This window comes from Gemmatimonadota bacterium, from assembly GCA_016712265.1.
In the GTDB taxonomy this organism is placed as follows: domain Bacteria; phylum Gemmatimonadota; class Gemmatimonadetes; order Gemmatimonadales; family Gemmatimonadaceae; genus RBC101.
On the sequence record JADJRJ010000027.1, the window covers coordinates 463,490 to 488,071 of the forward strand.

At 67.2% G+C, this 24,582-nt stretch carries 23 protein-coding genes; 2 read left to right on the forward strand and 21 right to left on the reverse strand.

Going from position 1 to position 24,582, the window contains the following annotated elements:
* Positions 1-243: 243 nt before the first annotated feature.
* The 19 genes from IPK85_06370 to IPK85_06460 form a co-directional block, all read right to left on the reverse strand.
* Entirely contained in the window at positions 244-2,082 is a 1,839-nt protein-coding gene (locus IPK85_06370; protein MBK8247006.1) for a hypothetical protein, read from the reverse strand.
* Positions 2,079-2,687 carry a hypothetical protein gene (locus tag IPK85_06375; protein MBK8247007.1) on the reverse strand — a complete coding sequence of 203 codons (609 nt, stop codon included), beginning with the start codon at positions 2,685-2,687 and terminating at the stop codon, positions 2,079-2,081. Before IPK85_06375 ends, IPK85_06370 begins: the two co-directional genes overlap by 4 nt.
* 185 nt (positions 2,688-2,872) lie before the next feature.
* Complete coding sequence (locus tag IPK85_06380) at positions 2,873-3,298, reverse strand: hypothetical protein (protein MBK8247008.1); 426 nt, start codon at positions 3,296-3,298, stop codon at positions 2,873-2,875.
* 224 nt (positions 3,299-3,522) lie between these two features.
* Positions 3,523-3,927, reverse strand: a complete 405-nt coding sequence (gene queF / locus IPK85_06385) for an NADPH-dependent 7-cyano-7-deazaguanine reductase QueF (protein MBK8247009.1) — start codon at positions 3,925-3,927, stop codon at positions 3,523-3,525.
* 309 nt (positions 3,928-4,236) lie between these two features.
* The gene (locus IPK85_06390) at positions 4,237-5,160 is read right to left on the reverse strand and encodes a rhomboid family intramembrane serine protease (GenBank protein MBK8247010.1); all 924 of its coding nucleotides are present in this window, start codon (positions 5,158-5,160) and stop codon (positions 4,237-4,239) included.
* An 87-nt stretch (positions 5,161-5,247) separates the two neighbouring features.
* Positions 5,248-5,907, reverse strand: a complete 660-nt coding sequence (locus IPK85_06395) for a hypothetical protein (protein MBK8247011.1) — start codon at positions 5,905-5,907, stop codon at positions 5,248-5,250.
* Positions 5,908-5,914: 7 nt separating this feature from the next.
* Complete coding sequence (locus IPK85_06400; protein MBK8247012.1) at positions 5,915-6,913, reverse strand: D-alanine--D-alanine ligase; 999 nt, start codon at positions 6,911-6,913, stop codon at positions 5,915-5,917.
* Between the two features lie 5 nt (positions 6,914-6,918).
* Complete coding sequence (locus IPK85_06405) at positions 6,919-7,356, reverse strand: energy transducer TonB (GenBank protein MBK8247013.1); 438 nt, start codon at positions 7,354-7,356, stop codon at positions 6,919-6,921.
* 17 nt (positions 7,357-7,373) lie between these two features.
* Positions 7,374-10,019, reverse strand: a complete 2,646-nt coding sequence (gene mutS / locus IPK85_06410) for a DNA mismatch repair protein MutS (protein MBK8247014.1) — start codon at positions 10,017-10,019, stop codon at positions 7,374-7,376.
* A complete protein-coding gene (locus IPK85_06415) occupies positions 10,016-10,945 on the reverse strand; it encodes an SPOR domain-containing protein (protein MBK8247015.1) in 930 nt (309 codons plus the stop codon). Before IPK85_06415 ends, mutS begins: the two co-directional genes overlap by 4 nt.
* Positions 10,932-11,981: a DNA polymerase III subunit delta gene (gene holA / locus IPK85_06420; protein MBK8247016.1), complete on the reverse strand. Its 1,050-nt coding sequence runs from the start codon at positions 11,979-11,981 to the stop codon at positions 10,932-10,934. Before holA ends, IPK85_06415 begins: the two co-directional genes overlap by 14 nt.
* 67 nt (positions 11,982-12,048) lie before the next feature.
* The gene (locus IPK85_06425; protein MBK8247017.1) at positions 12,049-12,633 is read right to left on the reverse strand and encodes a zf-HC2 domain-containing protein; all 585 of its coding nucleotides are present in this window, start codon (positions 12,631-12,633) and stop codon (positions 12,049-12,051) included.
* Between the two features lie 170 nt (positions 12,634-12,803).
* Entirely contained in the window at positions 12,804-13,448 is a 645-nt protein-coding gene (locus tag IPK85_06430; GenBank protein MBK8247018.1) for a sigma-70 family RNA polymerase sigma factor, read from the reverse strand.
* Positions 13,449-13,780: 332 nt separating this feature from the next.
* Positions 13,781-14,332, reverse strand: a complete 552-nt coding sequence (locus IPK85_06435; protein ID MBK8247019.1) for an NUDIX hydrolase — start codon at positions 14,330-14,332, stop codon at positions 13,781-13,783.
* 2 nt (positions 14,333-14,334) lie between these two features.
* Positions 14,335-15,687 (reverse strand): insulinase family protein, encoded by a 1,353-nt coding sequence (locus tag IPK85_06440; GenBank protein MBK8247020.1) that lies wholly within the window; start codon positions 15,685-15,687, stop codon positions 14,335-14,337.
* Positions 15,684-16,967 carry an insulinase family protein gene (locus tag IPK85_06445; GenBank protein MBK8247021.1) on the reverse strand — a complete coding sequence of 428 codons (1,284 nt, stop codon included), beginning with the start codon at positions 16,965-16,967 and terminating at the stop codon, positions 15,684-15,686. Before IPK85_06445 ends, IPK85_06440 begins: the two co-directional genes overlap by 4 nt.
* An 8-nt stretch (positions 16,968-16,975) precedes the next feature.
* Positions 16,976-17,602: a hypothetical protein gene (locus IPK85_06450; protein ID MBK8247022.1), complete on the reverse strand. Its 627-nt coding sequence runs from the start codon at positions 17,600-17,602 to the stop codon at positions 16,976-16,978.
* Positions 17,602-18,201, reverse strand: a complete 600-nt coding sequence (locus tag IPK85_06455) for a YdcF family protein (GenBank protein ID MBK8247023.1) — start codon at positions 18,199-18,201, stop codon at positions 17,602-17,604. The genes IPK85_06450 and IPK85_06455 overlap by 1 nt, the downstream gene beginning before the upstream one ends.
* 57 nt (positions 18,202-18,258) lie before the next feature.
* Entirely contained in the window at positions 18,259-19,644 is a 1,386-nt protein-coding gene (locus tag IPK85_06460) for an MBL fold metallo-hydrolase (GenBank protein ID MBK8247024.1), read from the reverse strand.
* Between the two features lie 52 nt (positions 19,645-19,696).
* Here IPK85_06460 and upp point away from each other — a divergent pair, with 52 nt between their 5' ends.
* The gene (gene upp, locus IPK85_06465; protein ID MBK8247025.1) at positions 19,697-20,368 is read left to right on the forward strand and encodes a uracil phosphoribosyltransferase; all 672 of its coding nucleotides are present in this window, start codon (positions 19,697-19,699) and stop codon (positions 20,366-20,368) included.
* Positions 20,369-20,537: 169 nt separating this feature from the next.
* Positions 20,538-21,473: a hypothetical protein gene (locus IPK85_06470; GenBank protein ID MBK8247026.1), complete on the forward strand. Its 936-nt coding sequence runs from the start codon at positions 20,538-20,540 to the stop codon at positions 21,471-21,473.
* Between the two features lie 17 nt (positions 21,474-21,490).
* Here the strand turns inward: IPK85_06470 and mnmE are convergent, their stop codons facing one another.
* Together mnmE and yidC are read right to left on the reverse strand one after the other, a co-directional pair.
* On the reverse strand, positions 21,491-22,837 hold the full coding sequence (mnmE, locus tag IPK85_06475; GenBank protein MBK8247027.1) for a tRNA uridine-5-carboxymethylaminomethyl(34) synthesis GTPase MnmE: 1,347 nt from the start codon (positions 22,835-22,837) through the stop codon (positions 21,491-21,493).
* 62 nt (positions 22,838-22,899) lie between these two features.
* Positions 22,900-24,570: a membrane protein insertase YidC gene (yidC, locus tag IPK85_06480; GenBank protein MBK8247028.1), complete on the reverse strand. Its 1,671-nt coding sequence runs from the start codon at positions 24,568-24,570 to the stop codon at positions 22,900-22,902.
* Between the last annotated feature and the right edge of the window lie 12 nt (positions 24,571-24,582).

The following is a 24,582-nucleotide window of genomic DNA, read 5'->3' on the forward strand; positions in this document are numbered from 1 at the left end:
ATCCGGCCTGCGGAGACCTCTTCGTTACTTCTTGTCTGCTCCATGCTTCACCTCGCCATCAGCCGGATAGGGTGCAAATTCCAAAGCGACCCCTGCGCTACGGTACCCCCCCCCGACACTTTGTCAATAGGGAGTTTCGTTGAGCTGGCGGCCTGAACCGTTTCCCCAACGCGCCTTGTTGTTGTGGCGACCCCGTACGATCGCGGGAGCTCACACCTGAAACCCGAGGACCCGACCTCGCCCCTACGGCACTCGGTACAACCAGCTCAGCTTGACGAAGAAGCCATCGCTGGTGCGGTCCAACTCCTGAAAGCGGAACGCTTGCGTATCGGTCAGGCTCGCCCCGTAGCCCAGGTAGAGCACCTTCCCGGGGCTCGGGAAGTAGGAGAAGAGCCAGTCGGCACGCAGTCCGTTGGTGCGAGATCGTTCGGAGCGCGTGAACGTGCCATCATCCTCGTCCCGGAACAGGATGGGATGCTCGCCATCCGGGTCACGATACGCATCCCGTAGCCGTGACTCATACTGCCCGATAAACCGGAAGAAGATCGCCCGGTTCAGCTGATACTCCATGCGCAGCCGCGGGATGTTCGTCCGCAGGATCGTCGTATTGTCGCGCACGCGACGGAACTCCTGGTGCAACATGACCAGGCTGGTCCGCAGCTGGGGCGTTGGACGCAGGTCAATCGTCACGTTCACGTCCCTGCGCTTCGCCTGCGCCGTCTCGAAGAACTCGGCGTCACGCCCAAACGTCGTGTTGAACGACGCGCCAAACCTCTGGAACTGCGGGGTCGTGATGCGAAACTGCAACTGCCGCGCCGGCACGCGGTGCCCGACGTTGAACTTCACCGTGTCCCGCAGGGACCCGCGGTTCCGCTCCACGTAGTAGTCCGCATACCGCGACGGCTGGAAGGCGAAGCTCTCCACGGACGGCGTGAGCCCCATCCCCCATCCACGCAGGAACTGGAAGCTCGTCGAGAGCGAGGCGCGCGTCTCAAGCGGGACCTCGCCATTGAAGAAGTCGTCGTAGGTCCAGGTACCCTGCAGGCTCAGGAAGGTCATCATCTGCTCGACCAGCGACCCCCGTGTACCAAACCAGGTGTAGCGTTGGTTCACCTGGGGTTGTACGTAGTCGGTACGCGCCACAAATCCGGTGCGCGTGGCGAAGTTCGGGCTCACCCCTTCAATGGAGTTGCGAAAGCCGTAGTTGCGGCCGGTGCGGTCAAAGCTCGCTTCCCAGATCGAGCCGTTCGACCCGACGTCATCCACCGAGGTGCGGCTCGCCGCGTATTGGTACTGCAGCGCGTAGATGTTGCGCATGAGGAAACGACCGTCACCATTGAAGACCTGGTTGTAGTCGTTGCCTTCGCGCCGGTCGGTGACGGTGAAACCGATGTTGCTTTGCGTGCTGATGTCGCGACGCAGGCGCACCACGTTGAACAGCGGGTTCTCCGTCCCACTCGCCGAGTATTTCTCGTTGTCCACGGCGGAGAGAATGCCAAGGTCGAAGCGCGAGATCTTGCCCGTCAGCTTCGTTGCCACCACCGGCTGCACGATGCGGCGCGTGTAGACCAGCTGGTTCGGCGTGTCGATCTGCTCGTTCCCCTCCACAAAGAAGGGACGCAGCTCGGGGAAGAACAGGGCAAAGCGTACGTCGCCGGGGATCTGCCCGGCATCCGCCTCGACCTGGGAGAAGTCGGGATTGATCGTCCCGTTCAGCGTCAGGTTCGGCGTGAGGCCCCAGCGCACATCACCCCCAAATTGCGGCTTCGCCCCGTACTGCCACGACCCCGAGCTACTGTCGGAGCCATTGAACGCGGTGGTGACCACCGGGGTCACATCCAAAACGAGTCCGCGTCGCAGATCATGGATCCCCGTCAATCGGCCGGATTGCATCAACAGCGACGCATTGCCGCGGCTCGTCACGGTCCAGGTGTCCTGGTAGTTGTTCCGCTGCGTGTTGCGCACGACCTGCAGCCCCCAGTTGAGCACGGAGCCCACCCGATAGCGGATCGACTTGAAGGGAATGCGCAGCTCAACCTCGTAGCCAAACTCGGTGATCCGCCCCTTGGACTGCCAGATCATGTCCTGGTTGAGGTCGGCGTTCCCAAGTCCGGCGCGGGAAAAACCACCGCCCCCGCCGCCACCAGGACCACCGCCTCGTCCCCGCGACCACCACCACCGCCGCCACCCTCCGTGCGAATGCCGTCGCTCTGCACGCCTAACGGGTTGACGGCAAAGACGAACGCCTGCCGCCGGTCGTTGAACGTGTCGAGGATGAACTGGATGTGGTCGTCGTTCTGGATGCGGTCGCGATCGGCGAGAGTGCCACGCACGGTCCCGGCGGGCGCGTAGGCCCGCGCGCCAAAGTAGATGGCATCGGGAGCGTACCAGACATACGCGACGGTCGAGTCCAGCGCCGGCACGCCGTCCGAGGGATTGAACTGTGAAAATCCCGTCAGCCGAGCCGCTCCCTGCCACTGGGGTTCGGAGAGCGCGCCGTCGATGGCCACTGGCGCCTCGAAGCGGGGAAGCGATACCACCGTCTTGCCGTCGCGCCCGCTGAACGTCAGGGCGTCAGCAGCGAGCTCGACGCGCCCGGTGTCGACCCCGGGGCGGACACGCTCTTGCGCAGAAAGCAGCGGGCCGACCAGCTGCCCGAGGATCACCATCAGCCGAAACACACGCATGAACGGGGCTCCACGTACCGTGCGGTTGCGCCTCAGGCGCACTGCCCGAACGAGGCCCGCATACGAGTCAGGTAATTGTCAGACAACAACTTAGGCCGTATCGGACGGGCAGCCAAGTCGCCGCGTTCCCGCCCCGCGTCATCGACCAACACAACGCCGACCCCGGCGGGTTCGTTCGTCCAGCGCTACATCACGACGCTGAAGTTGAACTTCGTACCGGATCCCGGCTCGGCGCGCAGGAAGGCGATCACCTCCTCGAGCTCCGAGACCACCTCGTCGTGCTGATTCGACAACAGCCCGAACCGGACCTGGTGCTCGCGAATGTGGTTGAGGAGCTGCTCCAGCGTCTCGACGGCCTTGCCCCCCTCGAGCCAGACCCCCTCGCGAGCCATCAACTCGTTGGTGGAGCTCATCCCGTCGGGCAGCTCCGCCTCCTCGTCCGTGTTGTACCGGAGGTCGGTGGTGTCGCAGAACTCGTTGAAGGCGTGGAGCCCGAGCCTGCGCGTCATCGCATCCAACTTGTCGGCGTGCTTGTAGAGGGCGTACCGGTCAGTCTCGTCGGACGTCACATCGGTGCCACGGAGGACGTTGGCCCACAGGACGGTGCTCACGGGATTCCCTTTCGATGGGGTCGTGGGGAAGACGCGCGCCCACCCTTCGCGGGAACGTCGCAGCGAGGATTTCCCTCTCAGTACCAGAGCGCAGCACGGGGCAGCTGCAGCACGCGGGGGGGAGGGATCGCTATTCTCGTGCTGCTCCAGCCTCGTGCTGCCCGTGCTGCATCAGTTGACGAACCTCGCGGGTTGCGCGTGCTTCCCTCCGCCCACTGGCCCTCCTACCGCTTCCCCGTCTCCGCCCTGATCACCGACTTGATCCCGCCCCGGATGTTGAAGTCCCCCGTCACCCGCATCCAGCGCGGCTTCACCCGCTCCGACAGGTCGTCCAGGATCCGGTTGACCACCCGCTCATAGAAGATCCCGTCGTTGCGGAAGCTCCAGAAATAGAGCTTGAGGCTCTTGAGCTCCACGCAGAGCTCGTCCGGCACGTAGGTCACCTCGATCGTGGCAAAGTCCGGGGCCCCGCCCTTGAGCAGCTCGAGCTCGGCGGCATCGGACTCGACCCCGCCCAGGGGGCAGAGCGAGGTGAACTCCGGGCAGGTCATGTGGATCTCGTAGTCCCTTCCCGGATAAGGGTTTGCGAAGGTCTCGAGGAGTTCTGGCTTGGGCATGGTCCGGGGAATGTGGTGGCACGGAGCCCGGCGATCAACGAGGCCTTGGTCCGGGACTTGCCGGCTGGTCTGATTCGACGCGGGTGCAGGTCTCGGGTGCGGGCTTCTGGACAACCTGCGGACCCGCGCCGTACCTTCTCAAATACGGTCGTTGCCCTTGTGCATCGACCTGTCGCCGCCGCGAGAACGGCGTGGCGGCATCGCCCCCCGGGTTGAACCCCGGGGGGCTCTTTTTTGTGGGTGTTGAGATGCGCGAGCGCCGCCATATCAGGCAGCGCCTGACGCGGGGATGGACCTAACGACAGCCGTGCGCGGGAAGTCCTAGCGCTTGTCGCGCAGCTCGCGCGAGCGGTCCTCGAGGAGCCGGCGCTCACCGGTCGTCAGGCTCTCCATCCCTTCGCGGGAGATCTTGTCGAGCACGGCATCAAGGTCGCTCTCCCGCGCAGCATCCACGGTCGCCACGCGCCGCGGTGGTGCCGGCATCGGCGCTTCGCGTCGCCGGACCGCTGCATTGCTGCGCGCGACGATGTCATCGACCCCGCCGCGCTGCTCACGCGAACGTGGCATCTGGCGCGGCACCATGCGTCCCGCTTCGTCGGGGTGGTCCGGCTCAACGTTCACATGTTGCCGCACGCGCTCGATGCGGGCGGCGGTCGACCCCCAGCGCAGGTACACCCAGGCCGCCGCCATTCCGCCAAGGTGCGCAAGGTACGCCACACCGCTCCCGCGGCTGCTGGTGGCCATCCCGCTGATCAGGTTTACCCCGACGAGGAGCGCCACCAGCGTCTTCACCCGCAGCGGCAACACGCCGAACACCAGCACCTCGTCATCGGGCCAGTGGGTCGCATACGCGACCATCACGCCAAACACGGCGGCCGACGCGCCAACGACCAGGGTGTCGCGCGCGAAGACCAGGTGGAACAACCAGCCACCCAGGCCGCAAATGAGGTAGAACTTGCTGAACTCCGCCGCCGACCAGCGATGCTCCAGGCGTGGGCCAAACGAGTAGAGCATGAACATGTTCATCACGAGGTGCCAGAACCCCGCGTGCACGAACATGTAGGTCACGATGGTCCACCACGCATCCGAGAGCCGATGCGCCTGGAAGCCAAGGGCCGGGAGCATGTTGGCATCCCCGACCACCGTGAGCTGCACGAAGTAGACCGCGACGTTGATCGCGATCAACCACTGCACCGCGCGCGTCAGCCGCGGGGCGTCGTGCGCATCGTTGAAGGAGACGGCCATAACCACCGGAATCGCGGGAGCCTGCCCACCACACCTGCCTGATATCTATCGCGAGGACCTCACCGTTGTTCCGTCCTCGCTCATCCGTCACCGGATCGTGGCCGGGCCGGAGAGCCGGTACGCCACGCGCACATCGGGGTGACGCGCCATCGCATGCTCGAGCAAAACGCTCCAGCGGCGGTCGAGCATCCCCCTTTCCGCGGCCGGCCCGGGGTGCAGCACCACCGACGTCTCCGCACTCGCGGCCCTCGCGCCCTCGACGATCTGCAAATAATCGGCGTCACTCGTGTCATCCCCCCCAACGACCACCACGGCATGGGCACAGCCCAGTCGCGCCGCCGCCTGTACCGTCTCCCACACCCGGTCCGTCGCCGCCCCCGGACCCGGCGTCTCGATGGTCACCTGCACCATCTGGAGAAAGCCGTGCAGCGCCGCAATCGCGTCCGGGCGCTGGCCATCAGTATCGACCATCACCGGCACTTTCGCCGTCACCTGTCGGAACGCCGCTGCCAGATATTCCTCGTTGGCCAGTGCGTCCCGGCCCGCAATGCAGATCGAGTGAAAGGTCGTCCGCTCTACCCCACGGTTGAGCTCGCGGGCCAGGGCGTCGGCGCTGTACATCGTCGCCGTCTCCGCCGGCCCGGCAAACCGCACAAACAGCTGGCGTCGGCCGGACCAGACCCCCTGCCGCTGGATCCCCATGGGCACCCCGGCCAGTGCGGCAGTCAACAACGGTGTCGTTCCCATGGGACGTCTACACTCCAGATGGCAGGGCCAGCGCAACAATACGTTCGCACAGCTCCGGAAACGAGATCCCGGCCGCTGCCGCCGCTTGCGGCACGAGGCTGAGCTGGGTCATCCCGGGCAGCGTATTGGCCTCCAGGCACCAGAACCTCCCCGCCGCATCCATGCGAAAATCGATGCGCGCGCACCCGCGGAGCTTGAGGGCCCGGAAAGCACGCAAGGCAAGATCCTGCACGGTCTGTGCCTCGACCAGCGTCAGGTCGGCCGGAAACACCTCGCGCGCCATCCCCGGCGTGTACTTGCACTCGTAGTCGTACAGCTCGTGCTTGGGGATGATCTCGCCAACCGGAAGCGCCTGGTCGCCCAAAATCGCCACCGTCAACTCCCGGCCGGCGATGAACTGCTCCACCATCACCTCGTCATCGAACTGCGCCGCCAGGTCGATGGCCGGCTGCAGCTCCTCGGACGACCGAACCAGGGACAGCCCGACCGTGGACCCCTGCTTGGACGGCTTCACGATGCAGGGATACCCCAGGGTCATCATCACGTCGCCCTTCTCCACCGGCGCCATCCGCCAGGTGGGGGTGGGCACTCCCGCCTCGCGCAAGATCCGCTTGGTCAGGTCCTTGTCCATCGCCAGCGCACTCGCGAGGTGCCCACTGCCGGTATAGGGAATGCCGCCCAGGTCGAGCAGCGCCTGGAGGGTCCCGTCCTCGCCTCTCCCCCCGTGCAGGGCCAGGAAGATCACGTCAGCTTCCGGAAGTTTGGCCATGGAGGCCGGCAGCGCCCGTTCCAGCCGCACGAGCGCCTGCACGTCCGGCGGGACGGTTTTCATCACCCCACCGGCCAATATCGCCTGCTCCTCGGTGGGCAACAGCGGCCCGTGCGCGGTGTCAATCGCTGTCACCGTGTGGCCGCGCTCGCGCAGCGCCGCCGCAATACGCAGCCCGGACGCCAGCGACACATCCCGTTCCGCCGAGGTCCCGCCCAGGAGCACCGTGATCCGCATCGCGCCTAACGTTTGGTGGTGTCGACCGCGACGGGCGCCACCGGCAGGGTGGGCACGCGGAACTGGATGGGAAACAGCACGGTGTACGGAATCGCCTTCCCCTTGCGACGCGCGGGCCGAAAACGCAGCTCGCGGGACCCGATCAACGCCGCAGAGTCGAACTGCGCGTACTTGGCGCCCAGTTCCACCACGGTGCTCTCGGGCACTGGAGCCCCGAACTCATCCACATGGAGGCGCAGCGTGACACTGTCGTCGATGAGCTGGAGGTAGAGCCCAACGGGATAGTCGAACGGCAGCGAGTCGTTCAGCAGCTCGGGAAGGGAATCCGGGGGACTGGTGTCGGGGCCGCGCAGTCGCGCGACCGTCTCGGAGACCTGGTCGCAGGCGCTGATCCCGAGCACCAGGGTGCACAGGATGGTGAGGGAAAACCGGGAGGCGAACATGGCGGGAATGTAAGGCGTCAGGTCTCGTGGGCGTGCCGGGCCAGCTCGTCCAGAAGGCGGAGGGCCTCCAGGGGGGTGATGCCGTTGGGATCGAGGGCCCGCAGGCGCAGCACCACGGGGTGCGGCTCGACCGTAAACAGGGTCAGTTGCGACGGCGGCGGAGCGCGATGCACCGCTCGATGCCTCGCCCCACCCACTTCCAGCGCGGCGGCCAACTGTTCTCCCTCGAGGGACTTGAGGACCTCGCGCGCGCGCGCGATCACGGCCGGCGGAAGCCCCGCGAGGCGCCCTACCTCGATCCCGTAGGACCGGTCCGCTCCCCCGGGCTGCAGCCGATGGAGGAACAACACCTGGTCCCCCACCTCGCGCACCGCGACGTTCCAGTTGCGCAGCGCGGACAACTCGTCGGCCAGCTGCGTCAACTCGTGATAGTGCGTGGCAAACACCGTCTTGCACCCCACCTGGTCATGCAGGTGCTCGCTCACCGCCCACGCAATCGAGACGCCGTCGTACGTCGAGGTGCCGCGCCCGATCTCGTCCAACAGCACGAGCGACCGTCGCGTGGCGGTATGCAGGATCGCGCTCGTCTCGGCCATCTCCACCATGAACGTGGATTGGCCGCGGACCAGGTTGTCGCTCGCACCAACTCGGGTGAACAGCCGATCGACGATCCCCAGCCGTGCGCGCGTCGCGGGCACAAAACACCCGACCTGCGCCATCAGCTGGACCAGCCCGATCTGCCGCAGGATGGTGGACTTGCCCGCCATGTTCGGGCCGGTCAGGACAATGAGCCGCGCCTCGTCTGTGAGGGTGACGTCGTTGGGGATGAAGCGATCCCGCGGCATCATCCGCTCCACCACGGGATGGCGCCCGCCGACGATCTCGAGGTCGAAGCCCTCGGTCACCTCGGGACGCACGTACCGCTCGGTGGCCGCCACCTCCCCAAAGGTGGACAGCACGTCGAGCCGCGCCAGCCGATCGGCGATGGCCTGCAATCGTCGAATCTCCCGCCCCGTGGTCGCCCGCAACGCCTCGAACAACTCACGCTCACGGCTCTCGATCCGCTCGCTCGCGGTGAGCACCTTCTCCTCGTATTCCTTGAGGGCCGGCGTCACGTACCGTTCCCCGCCGGTCAGGGTCTGCCGACGCTGGTAATCCTCGGGGACGAGGTGCTTGTTGGCGTTGCTGATCTCAATGAAATACCCGAAGACGCGGTTGTATCCCACCTTGAGGCTCGCGATCCCCGTGCGGTCGCGCTCGAAGGACTGGATCTGTGCGATCGCGTCCTTCCCGCCGTCACGGATCGTGCGCAACTCGTCCAGCGCGGCGTCCACGCCGGCCGCGATCGTCTCGCCCTCACCAATGGCGGCCGGTGGTCGCTCGGCCAGGGTGCGCTGGATCGGCCCGGCGACGTCCACGGCGGCGTCCCACGTGGCCACGACGTCCGCCAACCAGCCCCCAGCGCCCACGGCGCGCACGGCCTCGACCACCTCGGGCAATCGGCCTAACGAGTCTCCCAGGGCGCCCAGCTCGCGTGGGGTCGCCCGCGCCGCCGCCACCTTCCCCGCGAGGCGCTCGATGTCCCGGACCCCGTCCATCGCCTCGCGCAGCTGGGTCCGCTCCACTGGCCGCGTGACCAGCGCCTCCACGGCGTCGAGCCGCTCGAGGATGGCGGACCGGTCAGTCAGCGGAGCGAGCAGCCAGTGGCGCAGCAACCGCGCGCCCATCGCCGTGCGCGTGCGATCGAGCACGCCGAACAGCGTGCCCGACCGTTCGGCGGCCCCGCGCCCGTTGGGCTGGTCCGGCTCACCACGCAACGACTCGACCAACTCCAGGTTGCGCCGCGTCATCTCGTCTAGCGGCAGCACCCCACCGGGACGCTCGAGCACCGGGCGAGCCAACTGCGGAATGCCAGCCGGCTGCAGCTCACGCAGGTAGCGCAGCAGGGCGCCCCCGGCGCCCACGGCCACCTCGGCATCGGCCCCGATCCCGAGACCATCGAGGCCATGCAAGGCGAAATGCCGCGTCAACTCCTCGCGGGAGAGCCCGCCATCGAACTCCCAGGCATCGCGTTCGGTGATCAGGGCCGTCGCCGCGGTGCGCACCGGGCTTCCCGGCCCCAGCGGGGACGCCCCTCGGGGCACGAGCACCTCCCGCGGGGCAAAGCGCGCCACCGCAGCGTCCGCGTCCCCGGCGCTCGACAACACCAGGTGAAACGCTCCCGTCGACAGGTCCGCCGCGGCAATACCGAACTGGTCGCCCGCCTGATGCAACGCGCACAGGAAGTTGTTGCGCCCGCCGTCCAGCAGGTCATCGTTGAAGGCGGCGCCCGGGGTGATCGTCTCCACCACCTCGCGGCGCACGATCCCCTTCGCGAGTTTCGGGTCTTCCACCTGCTCGCAGATCGCCACGCGATACCCGTGTTGCACGAGGCGACGCAGGTAATCGTTCACCGCCTTCACGGGGACACCCGCCAGCGGGACGTCACTCGCCCCGCCGTTGTTCCGGCTCGTGAGCGTGAGGCCCAGCACGCGCGACGCCACCTCGGCGTCATCGTGGAACATCTCGTAGAAGTCCCCCATCCGGAACAACAGGATCGCGTCCTGGTGACGCGCCTTGATGTCCCGGTACTGCTGCATCAGGGGGGTGCCCTCACGACTCATCGCGGTTCGGCTTCCACCACGATCCCGTTGACGCGCGATTGGCGCTTCATGCGCCCCTGCGCCGCGACCGCATCCGCCCGGGTGGCATACCGCCCGACGCGCACGCGATATGGCGCCTTCGTCCCAACTACCCGCACCTGGAAGCCGCGGGCCTTGAGCCGCGCCGCCGCCGCATCGGCGTCCCGCTTGCGCCCGTACGCGGCGACCTGCACGCTGTATTCCGTTTGGCTCTTCGGAGCCACTTCCGGCGCCGGCTCGGGTGCCGGTGGGGGGGCCACGCGTGCCGTGTCCGCTGGCGGGGGCGACGGGGGCGCCTCGCCGCCCGCTGTTTCACAGCGCACCCGCAGGTAGTTCACCTGGTTGCGCAGCTCCACGTCGTCCTTGGGCACCCGGTCCACCGCCACACCGAGGTAGCGGCATCCCTTCGCCAGGTCGCCATCGTCGAGCGCCAGGCGTCCCGCCCAGTAGTTGTGGCGCGCCGACATGGTGCTACCGGGAAAATCCATCGCGAGACGCTCGTATTGCACGCGCGCCCCCGCGCGATCCCCGCGGGACTGCCGGAATTGCGCCACCATCAGGGTGGCGTCCTCCGCGCGTGCCGAAAACGGGTATTCGATCGCCAGCCGCGCATAGTCCCGCTCGGCCGCCGCCGCATCGCTGGTCGCGAGCGCACGGGCAAACAACGCCTCGGCATGCGCGTTGGTCCCGGGCGTGCGGATCACCAGCGCGGAATCCGCCAGCGCCCTGGCGCCGTCCCGGTTCCCGGCATTCACGAGTTGTTGCACGCGTGTCACCAGGGAGTCGCGTGTGTCCTGGGCCGACGACCGCGCAGGGCTAAGCACAAGCGCCAGCGCAACGAGCAGGACACGGCCCACGGCCCCGGCCTTCACCAGGGCACGCTCGCGATTGACGTTAAGCCGCAGCATGAGCCTCGGAGACACACATGGCACAGATCAAGGTGGAGAGAAGTTGTTCGTCCGACGACACGCGGCTGTCCTTGGCGGCGTGGTCCGCATGCTGCAATGCGCGGACCGCCTGCTCCAGGTCCCGCGCCGGCCACCGGCCCAGGTGTTTGGACCAACACTTGACCGCGTCGCCCCACGGGCGCATGGGAAAGGCCCCGGTTTCCTTGAGCAACGTGAAGTACTCGCGCTCGAGTTGGTGCGCCGGCATCCCGCGCTCCCGCGCCGCACGACCCCAGCGCAGCGCCAAGGTTTGCACCGTGAGCGCCATGATCAGGCTGACCGCAGTCACCCGCGGTTGCGACAGCACCGGTCCCACGAGGGCCAGCGCCCCGGCCACATCACGGGCGGCAACCAGGTCGAGGAGCGCCGTCGAGTCCTCACCCTCCCGCTGGCCCACCACCTCCAGCACGTCGGGCGCGGTGATGGCACGTCCGTGCGCAAAACTGACGAGCTTGTCGACCTCGCCCACAAGCTGGGCGGTGTCCGCACCAACGACCTGCAGCAGCTGCTGCGCCGCCGCCAGCTCGAGGGTGGCGCCATGCGCAGACGCCGCGTGGGCCACGAGCCACTCGGGCAGTGCATCGGCGCCCAGCGGCTCCACCGGCACCTGCGTCGCGGCCGCAAACCCCTTGTCTTCCTTGCCTCCCGCCAGCGAGACAAGCACCAGGACCGCATCCGGCGAGGGCCGCTTGAGGTACCGATCGATCGTTGCCCGCGCGTCCTTCTTGAGCGACCCGGTGTCCCGGATCACCACGGCGCGCCGATCCGCCATCATGGGCGGCGTATTGAGCAACGACTCGACGCGCTCCGGCTCCACGTCCCCCCCGCGAAAGATGTCGAGGTTGAAGTCGCGCATGGGCGCATCCACCAGCGCGTCCACCAGCGAACGCACCAGCGCATCCTTCCGGAATTCGTCCTCGCCGGAGATGTAGTACACCGGCTCAAACGTCCGCTGCTCGATCGCCGTGCGAAGGGCTCGTACTGCCTTGGCTTCCATAGGGAGCGGGCAATATAGCCCTGCCCACGTGCACCGCGCCGACAGGCGAGCGCCGGATCACCCGGCGTCAGCGCTCCGGCGGCGAAAACGATGCCGTGCGAGCGCTGGTCGCAGCGAACTCGTCAGCCGCCGCCCGAAGGGCGGGCGCTTCGTCGAGCAGCATCAACGCCGGGAGGATCGCCATTCCCGACGACATCGTCGCAATGAACGCGGGCTGCGCATCGGTTGCGACGGGGAGCTGCGACATCGTCGCTCCCTGGGGCCCAACGACAACGGCCTCGGGAATCCGCACCAGGTCGCGCGGAGGCGCGGGCGCGCGGTCCAGTGCCACCGCCGTCGCACCAATCACCATCACGCCGATCGCCAGTGACCACACCGGCACGTGCCGACGCGACCCGAACAGGGCCGGCGGGGCAGAAAGGGCGGCCTTCTCCCGAGCGAGCCGCGCGTCGAGCCTGGTGCGGAAGTTCGCCGAAGGCTCGATGGCACCCAGGTGGTTTCGCACGACAAGCAGGCTACGCCGGATGCGCTGATCCCACACTTCGCACTCCGTACACTCGGCCAAATGCAGTTGCATACCAACCACGTCGACCCCGGGCAGGGTGTCGTCGACAAAGGCGAGGTGCTTCTTGCGGAAGGTCCGGCAGTCCATCGGCGGGCGTTGCTCGGGGAAGGCTCGCCGTCTCGTAACCCACGGAGACCGCTGAGGTTCCGTGGGACGAAGGGAGCGCGCGGAACAGAACGTCCCAACCGGGCAAAATGGCAAGGGGGGCGAGAGTCGCAACTCTCACCCCCCTCCCGAACTGGTGCCCCGCCGAGGGCCTATCCCAGCGCCGGCCCGATGATCGAGGCGAAGGCGTTTCGCGCCCGATTCAGCCGGGACTTCACTGTCCCGAGATTGCAGTCCGTGATCTCGGCGATCTCCTCGTACGACTTCCCTTCCAGCTCGCGCAGGATGAACACTTCCCGGTGGTGCTCCGGGAGCCGCTCCACCGACGCCTCCACCAGCTCCCGCAGGTGGCGCTTCCGGAACAAGTCGTCCGGACGGCCGTTCGGGTCCTCGAACTGCAGCGGGCGATCGTCGTCCTGCCAGGTCTTCCGGATCGTCTGGAAGAGCACAAGCGGATTACGCGACCGATTGCGCAGCTCGTTCTTGGCCAGGTTCGACGCGATCGTGTAGATCCAGGTGGAGAACTTCTTGGACCGGTCAAACCGGTGCAGGTGGCGGTAGACCCGGATGAACACTTCCTGCACGAGGTCTTCTCCACGCTCGCGGTCGCCGATCGTGCGGTAAATGAAGTTGAGCAGCCGCGTTTGGTAGCGATCCACCAGCTCTTCGAACGCGCGCTCCTCGCCGTTCAGGAAGGCGGTCACCACCCCCGCGTCGTCCTCGCGGCGCAACTGTTCCCTGACCGTCAGGCCACCGGCCACCGGTACCGCAGCGGTCTTGTGGGCAAGGTTCGTCATGGGATCTCTCTCCGGTCCTGGGCTACGGTTCGGCATCCGATCCACTGAGTTCAGGAGTGGCGCCGTCCTCGGGAACATGGAAAGGCAGGTGCCATGCCTCCCCAACCCTTGGTACGCCATATGGCCGTAAACGGTTTGCTCAGATCGACTTACGGGTTCCGCCATCTGGCTCCAACCACGGCGCCATGTCCGGAATTGCGGACACTCCGGTCTCGGCGGGCCCCAAAAAGTGGACACGTGTACGGCAAACTCCCCCACCCCGCTGTGACCTGCGCACATCGACCGGAGCTTGGCCCGCCCACTCTACACTCGTCGGGTGGCTCTGTTGCCGCTCAGCCCGCCTGGCCGAGTCGAAAACCCGCGGCGTACATGAGGGCAATGATGGTCTTGCCGTCGGAAATCTCCCCCGACTGGATCATGGCCAGACATCGGGAGATGGGCAGCGTCTCCACTTCAATGAACTCGTCCAGCTCACGGTCGGTATCGCCGTGGGTGAGGCCGGTGGCCATGAACAGGTGAATCCGTTCGTCGGTGAATCCCGGGGTCGTGTAGATGGTCGTGAGCAGCTCAACATGCTCGGCGTGGCACCCGGTTTCCTCGCGCAACTCCCGCTTGGCGCAGGTGGCCGGGTCCTCACCCGGATCCAGCCGGCCGGCCGGGATCTCGTACATGAACTGTTCCGACGCGTATCTGTACTGCTTGATGAGGAGCACCTGGGGATCGGAGCCCGTCGGGTCGGAGACAAACGGGACGACGGCCGACGCCCCAGGGTGGCGCACCATCTCCAGTTCGCCTTCGCTCCCATCGGGAAAACGCACGCGATCCAGGTCCACATTGATGATGCGCCCGGAATAGGCGCGGCGGGTGTCGATCCGTGCGGACATCCCTACCCTCCCGCGCTCACGCGCTCGATGGCCCCGAGTGACAACTCACCGAGAGCTGGCTCCACGACACCGGCATCACCGACCACGACCACCTGCAGGCGGTCTGGATGCAGGTGCTCCTGCGCCACCCGGAGCACCGCAGCGGCATCCACGGCCCGCACGCGCTCGCGATAGGTGTCGTAGTACGACGGTTCCAACCCGAAGCCGATGCGCATGGCGAGGGCATCGGCGATGGCTGCGGTCGTTTCGAACCGCAGGGGAAAGACCCCCGTGAGGTAGTCGACGGCCAGGGACAACTCATCGGCAGCGACTGGTGCCTCGCGGATCCGCGTGATTTCGTGGAGCATCTCGCGCAGGGCCGGACCGGTCACCTCGCTCTGGACGGCCGTCGAGGCCGAGAAGATGCTCGCATCCCGTCGCCAGTCAAAACTGCTGAAGGCGCCATAGGTGTAGGCATGGCGCTCCCGCAGGTTAAGGTTGATGCGCGAGTTGAACAACCCGCCGAGGATCGCGTTCATGACGGCCAACGCGTGAAAGTCCGGGTGCGTGCGCGCCACGCTCGCATGCCCCACGCGCAACTCGCTCTGCGGAGCGTCCGGCCGGTGCAGCACCCGCACCCGCGCCGGCAGCGCGGCCCGCGACCGCCCCTCGTGCGGCGGCAACGTGCGATCCTCCCAGGTCCCAAACGTGGCCTCCGCACGCCGCACCACCGCGTCGGCCTTCACGTCCCCCGCCACGATCAGCACACTGCCGCGCGGCACATACCGGCTCCGGTGGAAGTCGCGCACCATCGCGTCGGTACAAGCCGCCACCCGCGCCATGTCCCCTCCCAGCGGGCGAGACAACCGATCTCCAGCATCAAAACACGAGGCCAGCAGGAGGTCATCGGCAAGCCCGCGCGGCTCGGCTTGCTGCTGCAGCAGTTCCGCCTGCCGCTCGTCCCGGAGGCGGGCCACGCCAGCACTCGGCAACGCGGGTTCCATCACCGTCTCGGCCAGCAGCCCGAGCGTGGCATCCAGCCGGGACGACATCACCGTGGTGCCACAGTCGGCGTGCGTCCATGCCACCGCACTGAACACCTCGCCCCCCAGCTGCTCAAAGGCCGCCGCCTGGGCATTGGTATCCCGCTGGCTGGTCCCCTCCAGCAGCGCCGGCGCGGTGAGCGCGGCGAGACCCGCTGCATCGGCCCCTTCGACCTCGCCACCAGCAGGCGTGAGGAGCAACACCGTGGCAGCGGGCAGGCGATGCAGGGGCGCGACCAGCACGCGCAGCCCGTTGGCCAGCAGGTGCGACTCCGTGGCCGGAAAGTGATACGGGCGTGGCGCCCCCGGTCCGGGACGTGGCGGCGCCCTCATGTGTGGTCCTCCACGGTGGCCTTCGGCACGTAGAGTAGTGAGGCACGATTGTCCTCGCCAAGCCACGCCGCAGCCCAACGGTTGACCTGCTCGGTGGTGACCGCGGCGAGCCGATCGGACCACGCAGCCAATTCCGCTGCATTCCCACGATAGGTCATGTATTGGGAGATCCGGTCGGCGCGCGACTGCGCCGACTGCATGGAGGTGACGAACTCGGTGGTGCTCAACGCGATCGCCCGTTCCACCTCGGCGGGGGTCGCCCCGGTGCGTCGGAAGTCGTCCACCACACTGGCTACCTCCGCCTCCAGGATGTCGGCCGACGTTTCGGGTCGCGCCGTCACATCCAGGACCAGGAGGTCGCGCCCGCGACTCAAGTCAAAGGTGAAGGCGGCGGCGCTGGTCGCCACCTGGCGACCCCGGACGAGCTGCTGTTGGAGTCGGCTCCCCTTGCCATTCCCGAGGACGGCGGCCACGATCGTGGCGACGTCGGCGTCGACGGCCCCAAACGGCGGAGAGCGGAACGCGAGGAACAGCCGTGAGGCCATGACCTCATCGGGTACGACCTGGCGTCGCCACCCCTCAAACCGCTCCGGCACCGAAAGGTCGCCCAGCGCGGGGCGCGCCCGGCCACGCGGGATCCCACCGAAGTAGGTCTCCACCAGGGCGAGGGCCGCCTCCGGCTCCACATCGCCGACGATGGTGAGGACGGCGTTGTCGGGCGCGTACCAGGTCGCAAAGAACTCGCGCACATCGTCCAAGGACGCTGCATCCAGGTCCTCGAACGACCCGATCAACGAGTGATGGAACGGATGTTCACCCGGAAAGGCCAGCGCGGGCAGCTTCTCCCACCAGGTCCCGTAGGGTTGGTTGTCCACCGACCAGCGGCGTTCGTTCTTCACCACCTCACGCTGCGTATCCAGCTTCTCCTGCGTGAGCCCTGGCAGGAGGCGTCCCATCCGATCGGCTTCCAGCCACAGGGCCAGCGCCAGCTGGTGCGCGGGCACGGTCTCGTAGTAGTTCGTGCGCTCCAGCCAGGTCGACCCATTGAGCGTGCCGCCAGAACGTTGCACAAGCTCAAAGTGCTCGTTGGCCGCCACATGTTCCGACCCCTGGAAGAGCATATGCTCGAACAGGTGCGCAAACCCGGTGCGACCCGGTCGCTCGTTGGCGCTCCCGACGTGATACCAGAGATTCACGGCCACCACCGGGGTCGTGTTGTCCTCGACGAGGGTGACACGCAAGCCGTTGGCGAGCGTGTGCGTGTGGGGTGCAGGGGTCACGGGAGGTATCAGGGGGAATCGCCACCCGTCCCGAACGGAAGGGACAGGCCGTAGAAGGCCAGGGGATTGAACCGATCTCGCGTGCCGTCGAGGGCGAGGTTCGGGGTGAGGGACTGGTGGAAGACACCGTACACCCGCAGGCGCGCAAGGGGACCTCCAAATCCGGAAAGCAGCTTCGGGCCCACCGGAATCGTGCTCAATACCTCCACCGCGACATCCTTGCCATACACGCGCCCGTTGCGGTCCCCGCCGCCGCCAAAGGTGTAGGTGAGCACGACCGGCACGTCCACGGTCAACCAGCCCGCGGTGCGGTTCGTTCCCACGACAGGGAACAGGTTGCCGATGAACAGCATCGGTGTGTTGGTGTTGCGCCGTGACGCGCCCGTCGTGCCATAGGGAGTCACGCTCGCCCCCAGGTACAGCGTCAACCACCGCGTGCGGCTGGGAATGGTCGCCATCGCCCGCATGTTGAAGCCGGTCGTCGACGGCTCCGTGGCGGGCGCCGAGAGAAAGTCGCCGGTCAGCATCCCGGGCTGCAGGAACACCACCGGACCGGCACGCTCCTGCGCGCCTGCGGCGGCACTGGCGAGGCCGGCCAACACGAGGACGCACCACGCCACAAGCGAACGACCCATCAGCCGGGCCACAGGCGCCAGCGAACCGGCACCAGGGAACCGATGACCTTCACCGACTCACTCAGCACGTGGATGGCCGTCTCGGTGCGGCTTCGGGCAATCGGGCTCGTGCGCGTGGGGGAACATTGCACGTCCAGGTCACGGCGCCAGCTCAATACCTGCAAGCGGAACATGTGAAAGGGATCACTCACGAGAATGACCCGCGACAGCCCTTCATCCCGCATCAACACCGCCACGGCGTCGAGCGACTCCTCCGTGCTCCGCCCCGTCGTCTCGAGCAACATCTGGTCGGCCGGAATGCCCTTGCGCCGCAGGTAGACCCGCCCCACTTCGGCCTCGCTGGTGGTGTCACCGTCACCTCGTCCCCCGGTGAGGATGACACGCCGCCCCTGGTCGCGCCGCCACAGGTCATGGGCGTGATCGAGGCGGGAGCGCAGCACCGGGGATGGCCGGCCGACGTATTGCGCCGCACCAAGCACGACGATGGCGTCGGCCGCCCCGGCCGAATCGCGCCGCCCCCACAACACGACACACGTCACGCTCCCCAGCCAGACCACGACCACCACGAACAGCAGTCGGGAGATGAGGCGCCAGAGCATTCTCTTCACTCGCCAAATATGCCCGGGTGTCCCACATGGACGCCACGCGTTGCCTCCCTACACCGCCGCCCGATCTCCTCGCGAGGGCACCGTCACCGCAAAACCATCACCGCGCAGGGTCGTGGCAAAGGCGTCCTGCGCCTCCCGTTCACCGTGCACCAGGAACGTTTGGCGCGGGGCCGGCCCGTCTCCCCGCACGGCATGTGCCCACGCCCGCAGCTCAGTCCGGTCCCCATGCGCGCTGTACCCGTTCACCACGGCCACCGTGGCATGCAGCGGCACCTCCTCACCAAAGATCTTCAGCACCGGCTGCCGCTCCACGATCCGACGCCCCAGGGTGTGCTCCCCCTGGAACCCGACGATCAGGATCGTGTTGCGAGGATCACTGGCGCCATGCATCAGGTGGTGCAGGATCCGCCCGGACTCCGCCATCCCCGAGGCAGCAATCACGATCATCGGCCCACGGGTGGCGTTCAACGCCTTGGATTCCGACGCTTCGCGCGTGTAGCGCACGAGGTCAAACCGAAACAGCGTATCCGTGTGGCGGACCAGGTCTTCCGCCCGGTCGAACAGGTCCGGATGCTGCTCGAATACCGAGGTCGCGCTGATCGCCAGCGGCGAATCGATGAAGATGGGGATCTCGGGAATCCGCCCCGCACGCGCCAGCTCATGCAGCTCGTACAGGATCTCCTGCGTGCGTCCGACCGCGAACGCAGGGATCAACACCTTCCCGCCGCGCCCCGCGGTGTCCGTCACGATCTGGGCAAGTTGCGACTTGGCGTCCTCAACCGTGGGATGGTCCCGGTTGCCGTAGGTGCTCTCCATGATCAGCACATCGGCGCCGCCACGCGGCGGCGCGGGATCCCGGATGATGGGGAGTCCGGCCCGCCCCACATCGCCCGAGAACACCAAACGTGTCGTGCGACTCCCTTCCTCGCACTCGAGCACCACCGAGGCACTGCCGAGGATGTGCCCCGCCTCGTGAAACGTCAGCCGAACCCCGGGCAGGATCTCCATCGACGTCCCGATGGGAAGGCCAATCATGTGTTCCAGGGTGCGCGACGCGTCCCGGATGGTGTACAGCGGTTCCGCATGCGGCTTGCCGCGGCGCTCGAGGAACGCTGCATCCTTTTCCTGGATGTGCGCCGAGTCCGTCAGCATGTGCGCGCTGAGGTCCGCCGTGGCCGGTGTACACCAGATGTTCTTCCGGTACCCCTTGGCCACCATATATGGAAGCCGGCCGGCGTGATCGATGTGCGCGTGGGACAGCACGATCGCGTCGAGCGCATCCGGATCGATCGGCAACTCCCGGTTCTTCTCGTTCGCCTCGGAGCGCTTCCCCTGGAAGAGGCCCATATCCAATGCGATCGTTCGCCCACCGGTGTGCACCAGGTGACAGGATCCCGTCACTTCACGCGCAGCGCCGGCAAATGTGATCTCCACGGCGTTCGGCTCCTTGGTTGCTGATCGCCGCGAAGATAGTACCTTCGCAAGCATGGACACCACCCATCCGCGCGACGACCAGGGCGTGCCTGCGCTGCCGGGACTTACCGTCGTGCAGCATCCGCTCGTCAAGCACAAGATCACGATGTTGCGTGATCGCGGCACCTCGACCAAGGCCTTCAAGGAACTGGTCGACGAGATCGCGATGCTCATGGCCTACGAAGCCACCGCGGATCTCCCGCTGTCCCCGTGTGTGGTGGAGACGCCACTGGAGCGCGCTCACGGATGGCAGGTCGCTGGCAAGAAGCTCACCCTCGTGCCGATCCTGCGCGCTGGGTTGGGGATGGTCGAGGGAATCCTGCGCCTCGTCCCCTCCGCCCGCGTCGGGCACATCGGGCTCTACCGCGACCACGATACGCTCGAGCCCGTCGACTACTACTTCAAGGTCCCCGCCGATGCGACGGAGCGCGACTTCTTTGTGCTCGACCCGATGCTCGCCACCGGCGGAAGCGCGGTCTCAGCGATCGCCTCCCTCAAGCGCGTTGGGGCGTCGCGCATCCGCCTGCTGTGTCTTGTTGCGGCACCTGAGGGGGTCCGTCGCGTCAGCGCCGCACATCCCGACGTGCCCATCTTCTGCGCCGCACTCGACCGCGAGCTGAACGAGAACGGATACATCCTCCCCGGGCTCGGCGACGCCGGCGACCGACTCTTCGGCACGCGCTGAACAACCGTCGCACGGGCACGTCGCGCTTGCCGCGCCGCGTGCCGCCCTCCACCTTGCTTGCTCTGCACGCGCGCACATCGCGATGGAATGCGCGTCTTGTTCGCTCTCACGTGGGGCTGTACATTCCGCCCCGTTCCTGACTGCCCACGCGACGCCGACGCCCTCACGAATGCTGATCAACCTGATTCCGGACTTCTTCGCCGTCCTGAACAGTGCTGATCGTGTCGCCGCGTACCAGCAGTACTTCGAGGCCCACCGCGCGCGCCTCTCGGCCTACTGGAACAACTACGTCTTCGATCCCGACAGCGAGCACTTCCTCGACGTCGTGCGCATGACCACGCACGCCGATCGCTCGGACCTGCGCGCCATGCTCGAGCGCACCGACGTCGTTGCCCTCGCCCAGCAGGCCGTGGCGAGATGTGACGAACTGTTAGGGAACGACGTGGAGTTCGACGTCGTGCTCATGGTGGGCGTCGGGGGCGCCAATGCCGGTGAACTCGTCGTCGCCGGTCGCGGGACCGCTTTCATCTGCCTCGAGCACTTCACCGGCGTCGCCAACCCGGAAACACAGGGCCTCGGTCTCGACCCCGAGCTGATTCCCCTCTGGCTCGCCCACGAGATCGCCCACGTCCTGCGGTACACGTCGCCAGGCAGCCGCAGCGAAATGCGCGGCCTCGTCGACGACTTCGACGGCTACTACTCCTACTGGGAAACCGGGCGACGCGCCTCCCTCCGTGAGCTCCTGGTCAACGAAGGGCTCGCCGTCACCACCTCGCGCCTCGTCAGCCCGGGACATGCGGCCTGGGAGTATTACGGATACGGTCGCCGCCAATACGCGCGGGTGCGTGAGCTCGAGTCGGCGATCATGCGCGCCATCAACCCGGCGCTCGATTCGCGCGCCCTCGGCCTTCGGCTCCGCTACCTCCTGGGAGGTACCTCCGAGGAAACGCGGACCATCGATCGGCTCGTGATCCCGGAACGCGCAGGCTACTTCCTCGGGACGCGCATGATCGAGGCGGCCGTGGAGCGTCACGGCATGGCCTGGTGCATCCGCGCCAGTGCAGAGGAAATCCTGGCCGCCGGAGCGGCCGCCGCGACCGCCTGAAGACGCGCGCCGGTTCGTTACTTCCCCACGCAAAAGCTCCGAAACAACTCGTCGAGCACGTCCTCCACGTCGACGCGCCCGACCAACTCATCCAGGTGCTGCGCGGCCGCCCGCAGGTGTACCGCCGCGATCGTCGCCGGGAGCTGCCCGTGTTCCCAGGCGTCCCGAAAGGCTGCGACCTCCTCTCGTGCCTCGTTGATGGCCAGGCGCTGTCGTGATCGCGTCAGGACCACGCCATCCACGGGGAGCTCGCCCACCTCGCGCCGCAACACCGCGTCGATGGCCGTCATCAACCCGTCGAGGCCGAGGCGCTCCGTCGCCGCGACGACGATGGCGCCTGGGGTTGGCGTCGGTTGCAAGTCACCTTTAGTGTGGACCGCAACAACCGGCGCGCGGGTGAGCGTGGCCACCGCCTCGCACGTGGCCGCAAGAGCGGCCGGGGTGTCCCCACAGGCCAGGACGAGATGCGCCGCTCGGATGTGCCGCTCGCTGACCTCGATCCCGAGTTGTTCCAGCCGGTCCCCGGTCGCGCGCAGCCCGGCCGTATCCACGAGGCGGATCGGCCAGGGGGTGCGGTCGATCCTCACCTCAACAGCATCGCGTGTCGTGCCTGGAATCTCGGTGACGATGGCGCGCTCCTCGCCCAGCAGGGCGTTGAAGAGCGACGACTTCCCGGCGTTTGGGGCGCCGGCAATGACCACCAACGCGCCATCCCGGGCCACCTCGGCCAGCGGCGCCGTCGCGGCCAGCGCGGCGAGGCGCTGCTCCAGCTCCTGCGCCGCGGTACCGATGCGCTCCCGATCGATCGGCCCGTCGTCTTCCTCGGGAAAGTCCACATCGTACGCCAGCAGCGCGTCGAGATGCACGAGCGCGCGGCGCAACTCTGCCAGGTGACGCGACAGCCCGCCATGCACCTGGGCGAGCGACAGTGCCTGATGCGTCGTCGTGCGCGCGTCGACGAGCTCCTGCACCGCCTCGGCCTGAACCAGATCCATCTTGCCGTTGAGGACAGCGCGACGGGTGAACTCTCCCGGTTCGGCGCATCGAGCCCCCCCGGCCATCAGCAGCTCGAGCACCGCGCGCGGCGCGATGGACCCCCCGTGGCAGGTGATCTCCACCATCGACTCGCCCGTATAGGAGCGCGGCGCATCGAACCGCGTCACCAGGGCATCGTCGATCGGGGCACCATCAACGGGATGCGCGATCCGGACGAGGATCGTTTCGCGCGGCCGCTCCGGCCATCGTGAGCAGCAGCGGCGCGCGATCTCGTGCGCCGCCGACCCACTGATCCGCACCACAGCCACCGCGGCGCGACCCGGGGCCGTGCTGATAGCGGCAATGGTATCGTCGCGGATCTGCAGCACGGTGGTGCGCTCCTTTACCAACTCACAATCTCACCCGGTTCGCTCCCTGCCCCGCCCCGTCGCTACCCCTTGGCCTTCGCGGCCTTCCCTCGCTCGTTGGCAATCAGCCATTGCTGCGGAAGGGCGGCGATGTTCTGCACCGCGTAATAGAGGTTGAGCCCGGACGCCCAGTTGGCAAAGAGCACCGTCATCATCACCGGCATCACGTAGGCCATCATCTTGGCCTGCGGGTTGGGCGGCGAGTTACGCAGGCCGATCCACGACAAGACGAACATCGACACGCCCATGAGCAGGGGAACGATGTAGAAGGGGTCCTTGAGCGAGATATCGGTCAGCCACAGGAACGGGACCCCACGGAACTCGATCGTGTTCTGGAAGACGAAGAACAGGGCGAACAGGATCGGCATCGGGAGCAGGATCGGCAGGCACCCCGCAAACGCGCTGAAGGGGCTCATGTCGTGCTCCTTGTAGATCCGCATCATCTCGGTCTGGAGCTTGGCCGGGTCCCCCTTGTACTTCTGCTGCAGCGCGTTCAGCTCCGGCTGGATGCGCTGCATCTTGATGGTCGTGCGCATCGCACCCTGGTTGAGCGGCCACATCAAGAGGCGAACCATCACGCCGAACAGCACGAGCAACCAGCCGTATCCCCAGCCGAGGGTCGCCTTCATCCACAGCAGGACGCGCATGACGATCGTCGCGAACGGCTGCACGACGCCCTGCATGAAGCCGCCGTACGGGTTGGAGTTCTCGAAGTCCCGACCGAGACTGAGGAGCCGCTGGTATTGCTGCGGGCCCGTGTAGAGCTCGAAGGCGAAGCGGCCCGTGGTCCCCAGCTGGGCGATGACCGTGCCGTGGGCGACGGTGGCTGTTCGGGAGATACGGGCCCCTCCCGTGATCTGGGCCTCGCCAAACTGCGTGTTGCCAGAATCGGCCAGCAGGCCCAGCATGAAATACTTGTTCTTGGCGACGGCCCAGGTTACCGGCCCCTCGATGATCTTGCGCTCACCCGGATCCAGCGAGCCGAACGGCACCCCCTCGGCATTGCGCGAGCCCGACTTGACGGCATAGGCCAGCGCCGTGTGATCGCTATTGGAGTCCGCCTCGAAGGATTGGAACGTCGAGGGCAGGTCGATCAGGAGGAAGCCGCCGGCACTCGCGCCACCGGCACCAAGGACGGACCCTTCCACGCGCACCCGCAGCGAGTCGCGCACCGGCGTGTACCGGATCTCCACCGTCGGACCCGTCGCGCCCAGGGTCCCGCTGAAGGTCGTTTGGCCACCGGCTTCGGCGACCGCGAGCACATGGTCGCCGAGGCGCACCGTATCCTGGCCCGAAAACCAGCGGTAGGACAGGAGTGGTGAACTGCCGGTGGTGAGCGTGACCTTGCGGTCCGACTTGTCGAGCGCCTCGTACGTCCGGAGCGTCACCGAACGCAGCGCGCCACCGGCCGTGGTCAAGACGGTCTGGGAGAGCGAATCCGAGACGGTGACGTCACGCGGCGGCGCGGCCATCGCCACCGTCGCCGTCGAATCCTCCACGGCTCGCGCGATGGCCGGCGTGGTCGATGGAGACGGTCCCGGTGTCGCCGCCTGGCCGCTTGGTGTCGCCGCAGCCTGGTCAGTGGAGACAACGGCCGGCGGCGGGGCTACCCGTGGCTTGCCAGGGAACAACACCGGCGTCGCGAACACCACGCCGATGATGAGGAGGATTGCGAGTACGGTACGTCTATCCATGCCAGCCACGAG

Excerpts from the sequence above, each read along its gene's own strand:
- IPK85_06370 (MBK8247006.1), bottom strand. The coding sequence starts at position 2,082 with ATGATCTGGCAGTCCAAGGGGCGGATCACCGAGTTTGGCTACGAGGTT.
- IPK85_06375 (MBK8247007.1), bottom strand. The coding sequence starts at position 2,687 with ATGCGTGTGTTTCGGCTGATGGTGATCCTCGGGCAGCTGGTCGGCCCG.
- IPK85_06390 (MBK8247010.1), bottom strand. The coding sequence starts at position 5,160 with ATGGCCGTCTCCTTCAACGATGCGCACGACGCCCCGCGGCTGACGCGC.
- IPK85_06395 (MBK8247011.1), bottom strand. The coding sequence starts at position 5,907 with ATGGGAACGACACCGTTGTTGACTGCCGCACTGGCCGGGGTGCCCATG.
- IPK85_06400 (MBK8247012.1), bottom strand. The coding sequence starts at position 6,913 with ATGCGGATCACGGTGCTCCTGGGCGGGACCTCGGCGGAACGGGATGTG.
- IPK85_06405 (MBK8247013.1), bottom strand. The coding sequence starts at position 7,356 with ATGTTCGCCTCCCGGTTTTCCCTCACCATCCTGTGCACCCTGGTGCTC.
- mutS (MBK8247014.1), bottom strand. The coding sequence starts at position 10,019 with ATGAGTCGTGAGGGCACCCCCCTGATGCAGCAGTACCGGGACATCAAG.
- IPK85_06415 (MBK8247015.1), bottom strand. The coding sequence starts at position 10,945 with ATGCTGCGGCTTAACGTCAATCGCGAGCGTGCCCTGGTGAAGGCCGGG.
- holA (MBK8247016.1), bottom strand. The coding sequence starts at position 11,981 with ATGGAAGCCAAGGCAGTACGAGCCCTTCGCACGGCGATCGAGCAGCGG.
- IPK85_06425 (MBK8247017.1), bottom strand. The coding sequence starts at position 12,633 with ATGGACTGCCGGACCTTCCGCAAGAAGCACCTCGCCTTTGTCGACGAC.
- IPK85_06430 (MBK8247018.1), bottom strand. The coding sequence starts at position 13,448 with ATGACGAACCTTGCCCACAAGACCGCTGCGGTACCGGTGGCCGGTGGC.
- IPK85_06435 (MBK8247019.1), bottom strand. The coding sequence starts at position 14,332 with ATGTCCGCACGGATCGACACCCGCCGCGCCTATTCCGGGCGCATCATC.
- IPK85_06440 (MBK8247020.1), bottom strand. The coding sequence starts at position 15,687 with ATGAGGGCGCCGCCACGTCCCGGACCGGGGGCGCCACGCCCGTATCAC.
- IPK85_06450 (MBK8247022.1), bottom strand. The coding sequence starts at position 17,602 with ATGGGTCGTTCGCTTGTGGCGTGGTGCGTCCTCGTGTTGGCCGGCCTC.
- IPK85_06455 (MBK8247023.1), bottom strand. The coding sequence starts at position 18,201 with ATGCTCTGGCGCCTCATCTCCCGACTGCTGTTCGTGGTGGTCGTGGTC.
- upp (MBK8247025.1), top strand. The coding sequence starts at position 19,697 with ATGGACACCACCCATCCGCGCGACGACCAGGGCGTGCCTGCGCTGCCG.
- IPK85_06470 (MBK8247026.1), top strand. The coding sequence starts at position 20,538 with ATGCTGATCAACCTGATTCCGGACTTCTTCGCCGTCCTGAACAGTGCT.
- yidC (MBK8247028.1), bottom strand. The coding sequence starts at position 24,570 with ATGGATAGACGTACCGTACTCGCAATCCTCCTCATCATCGGCGTGGTG.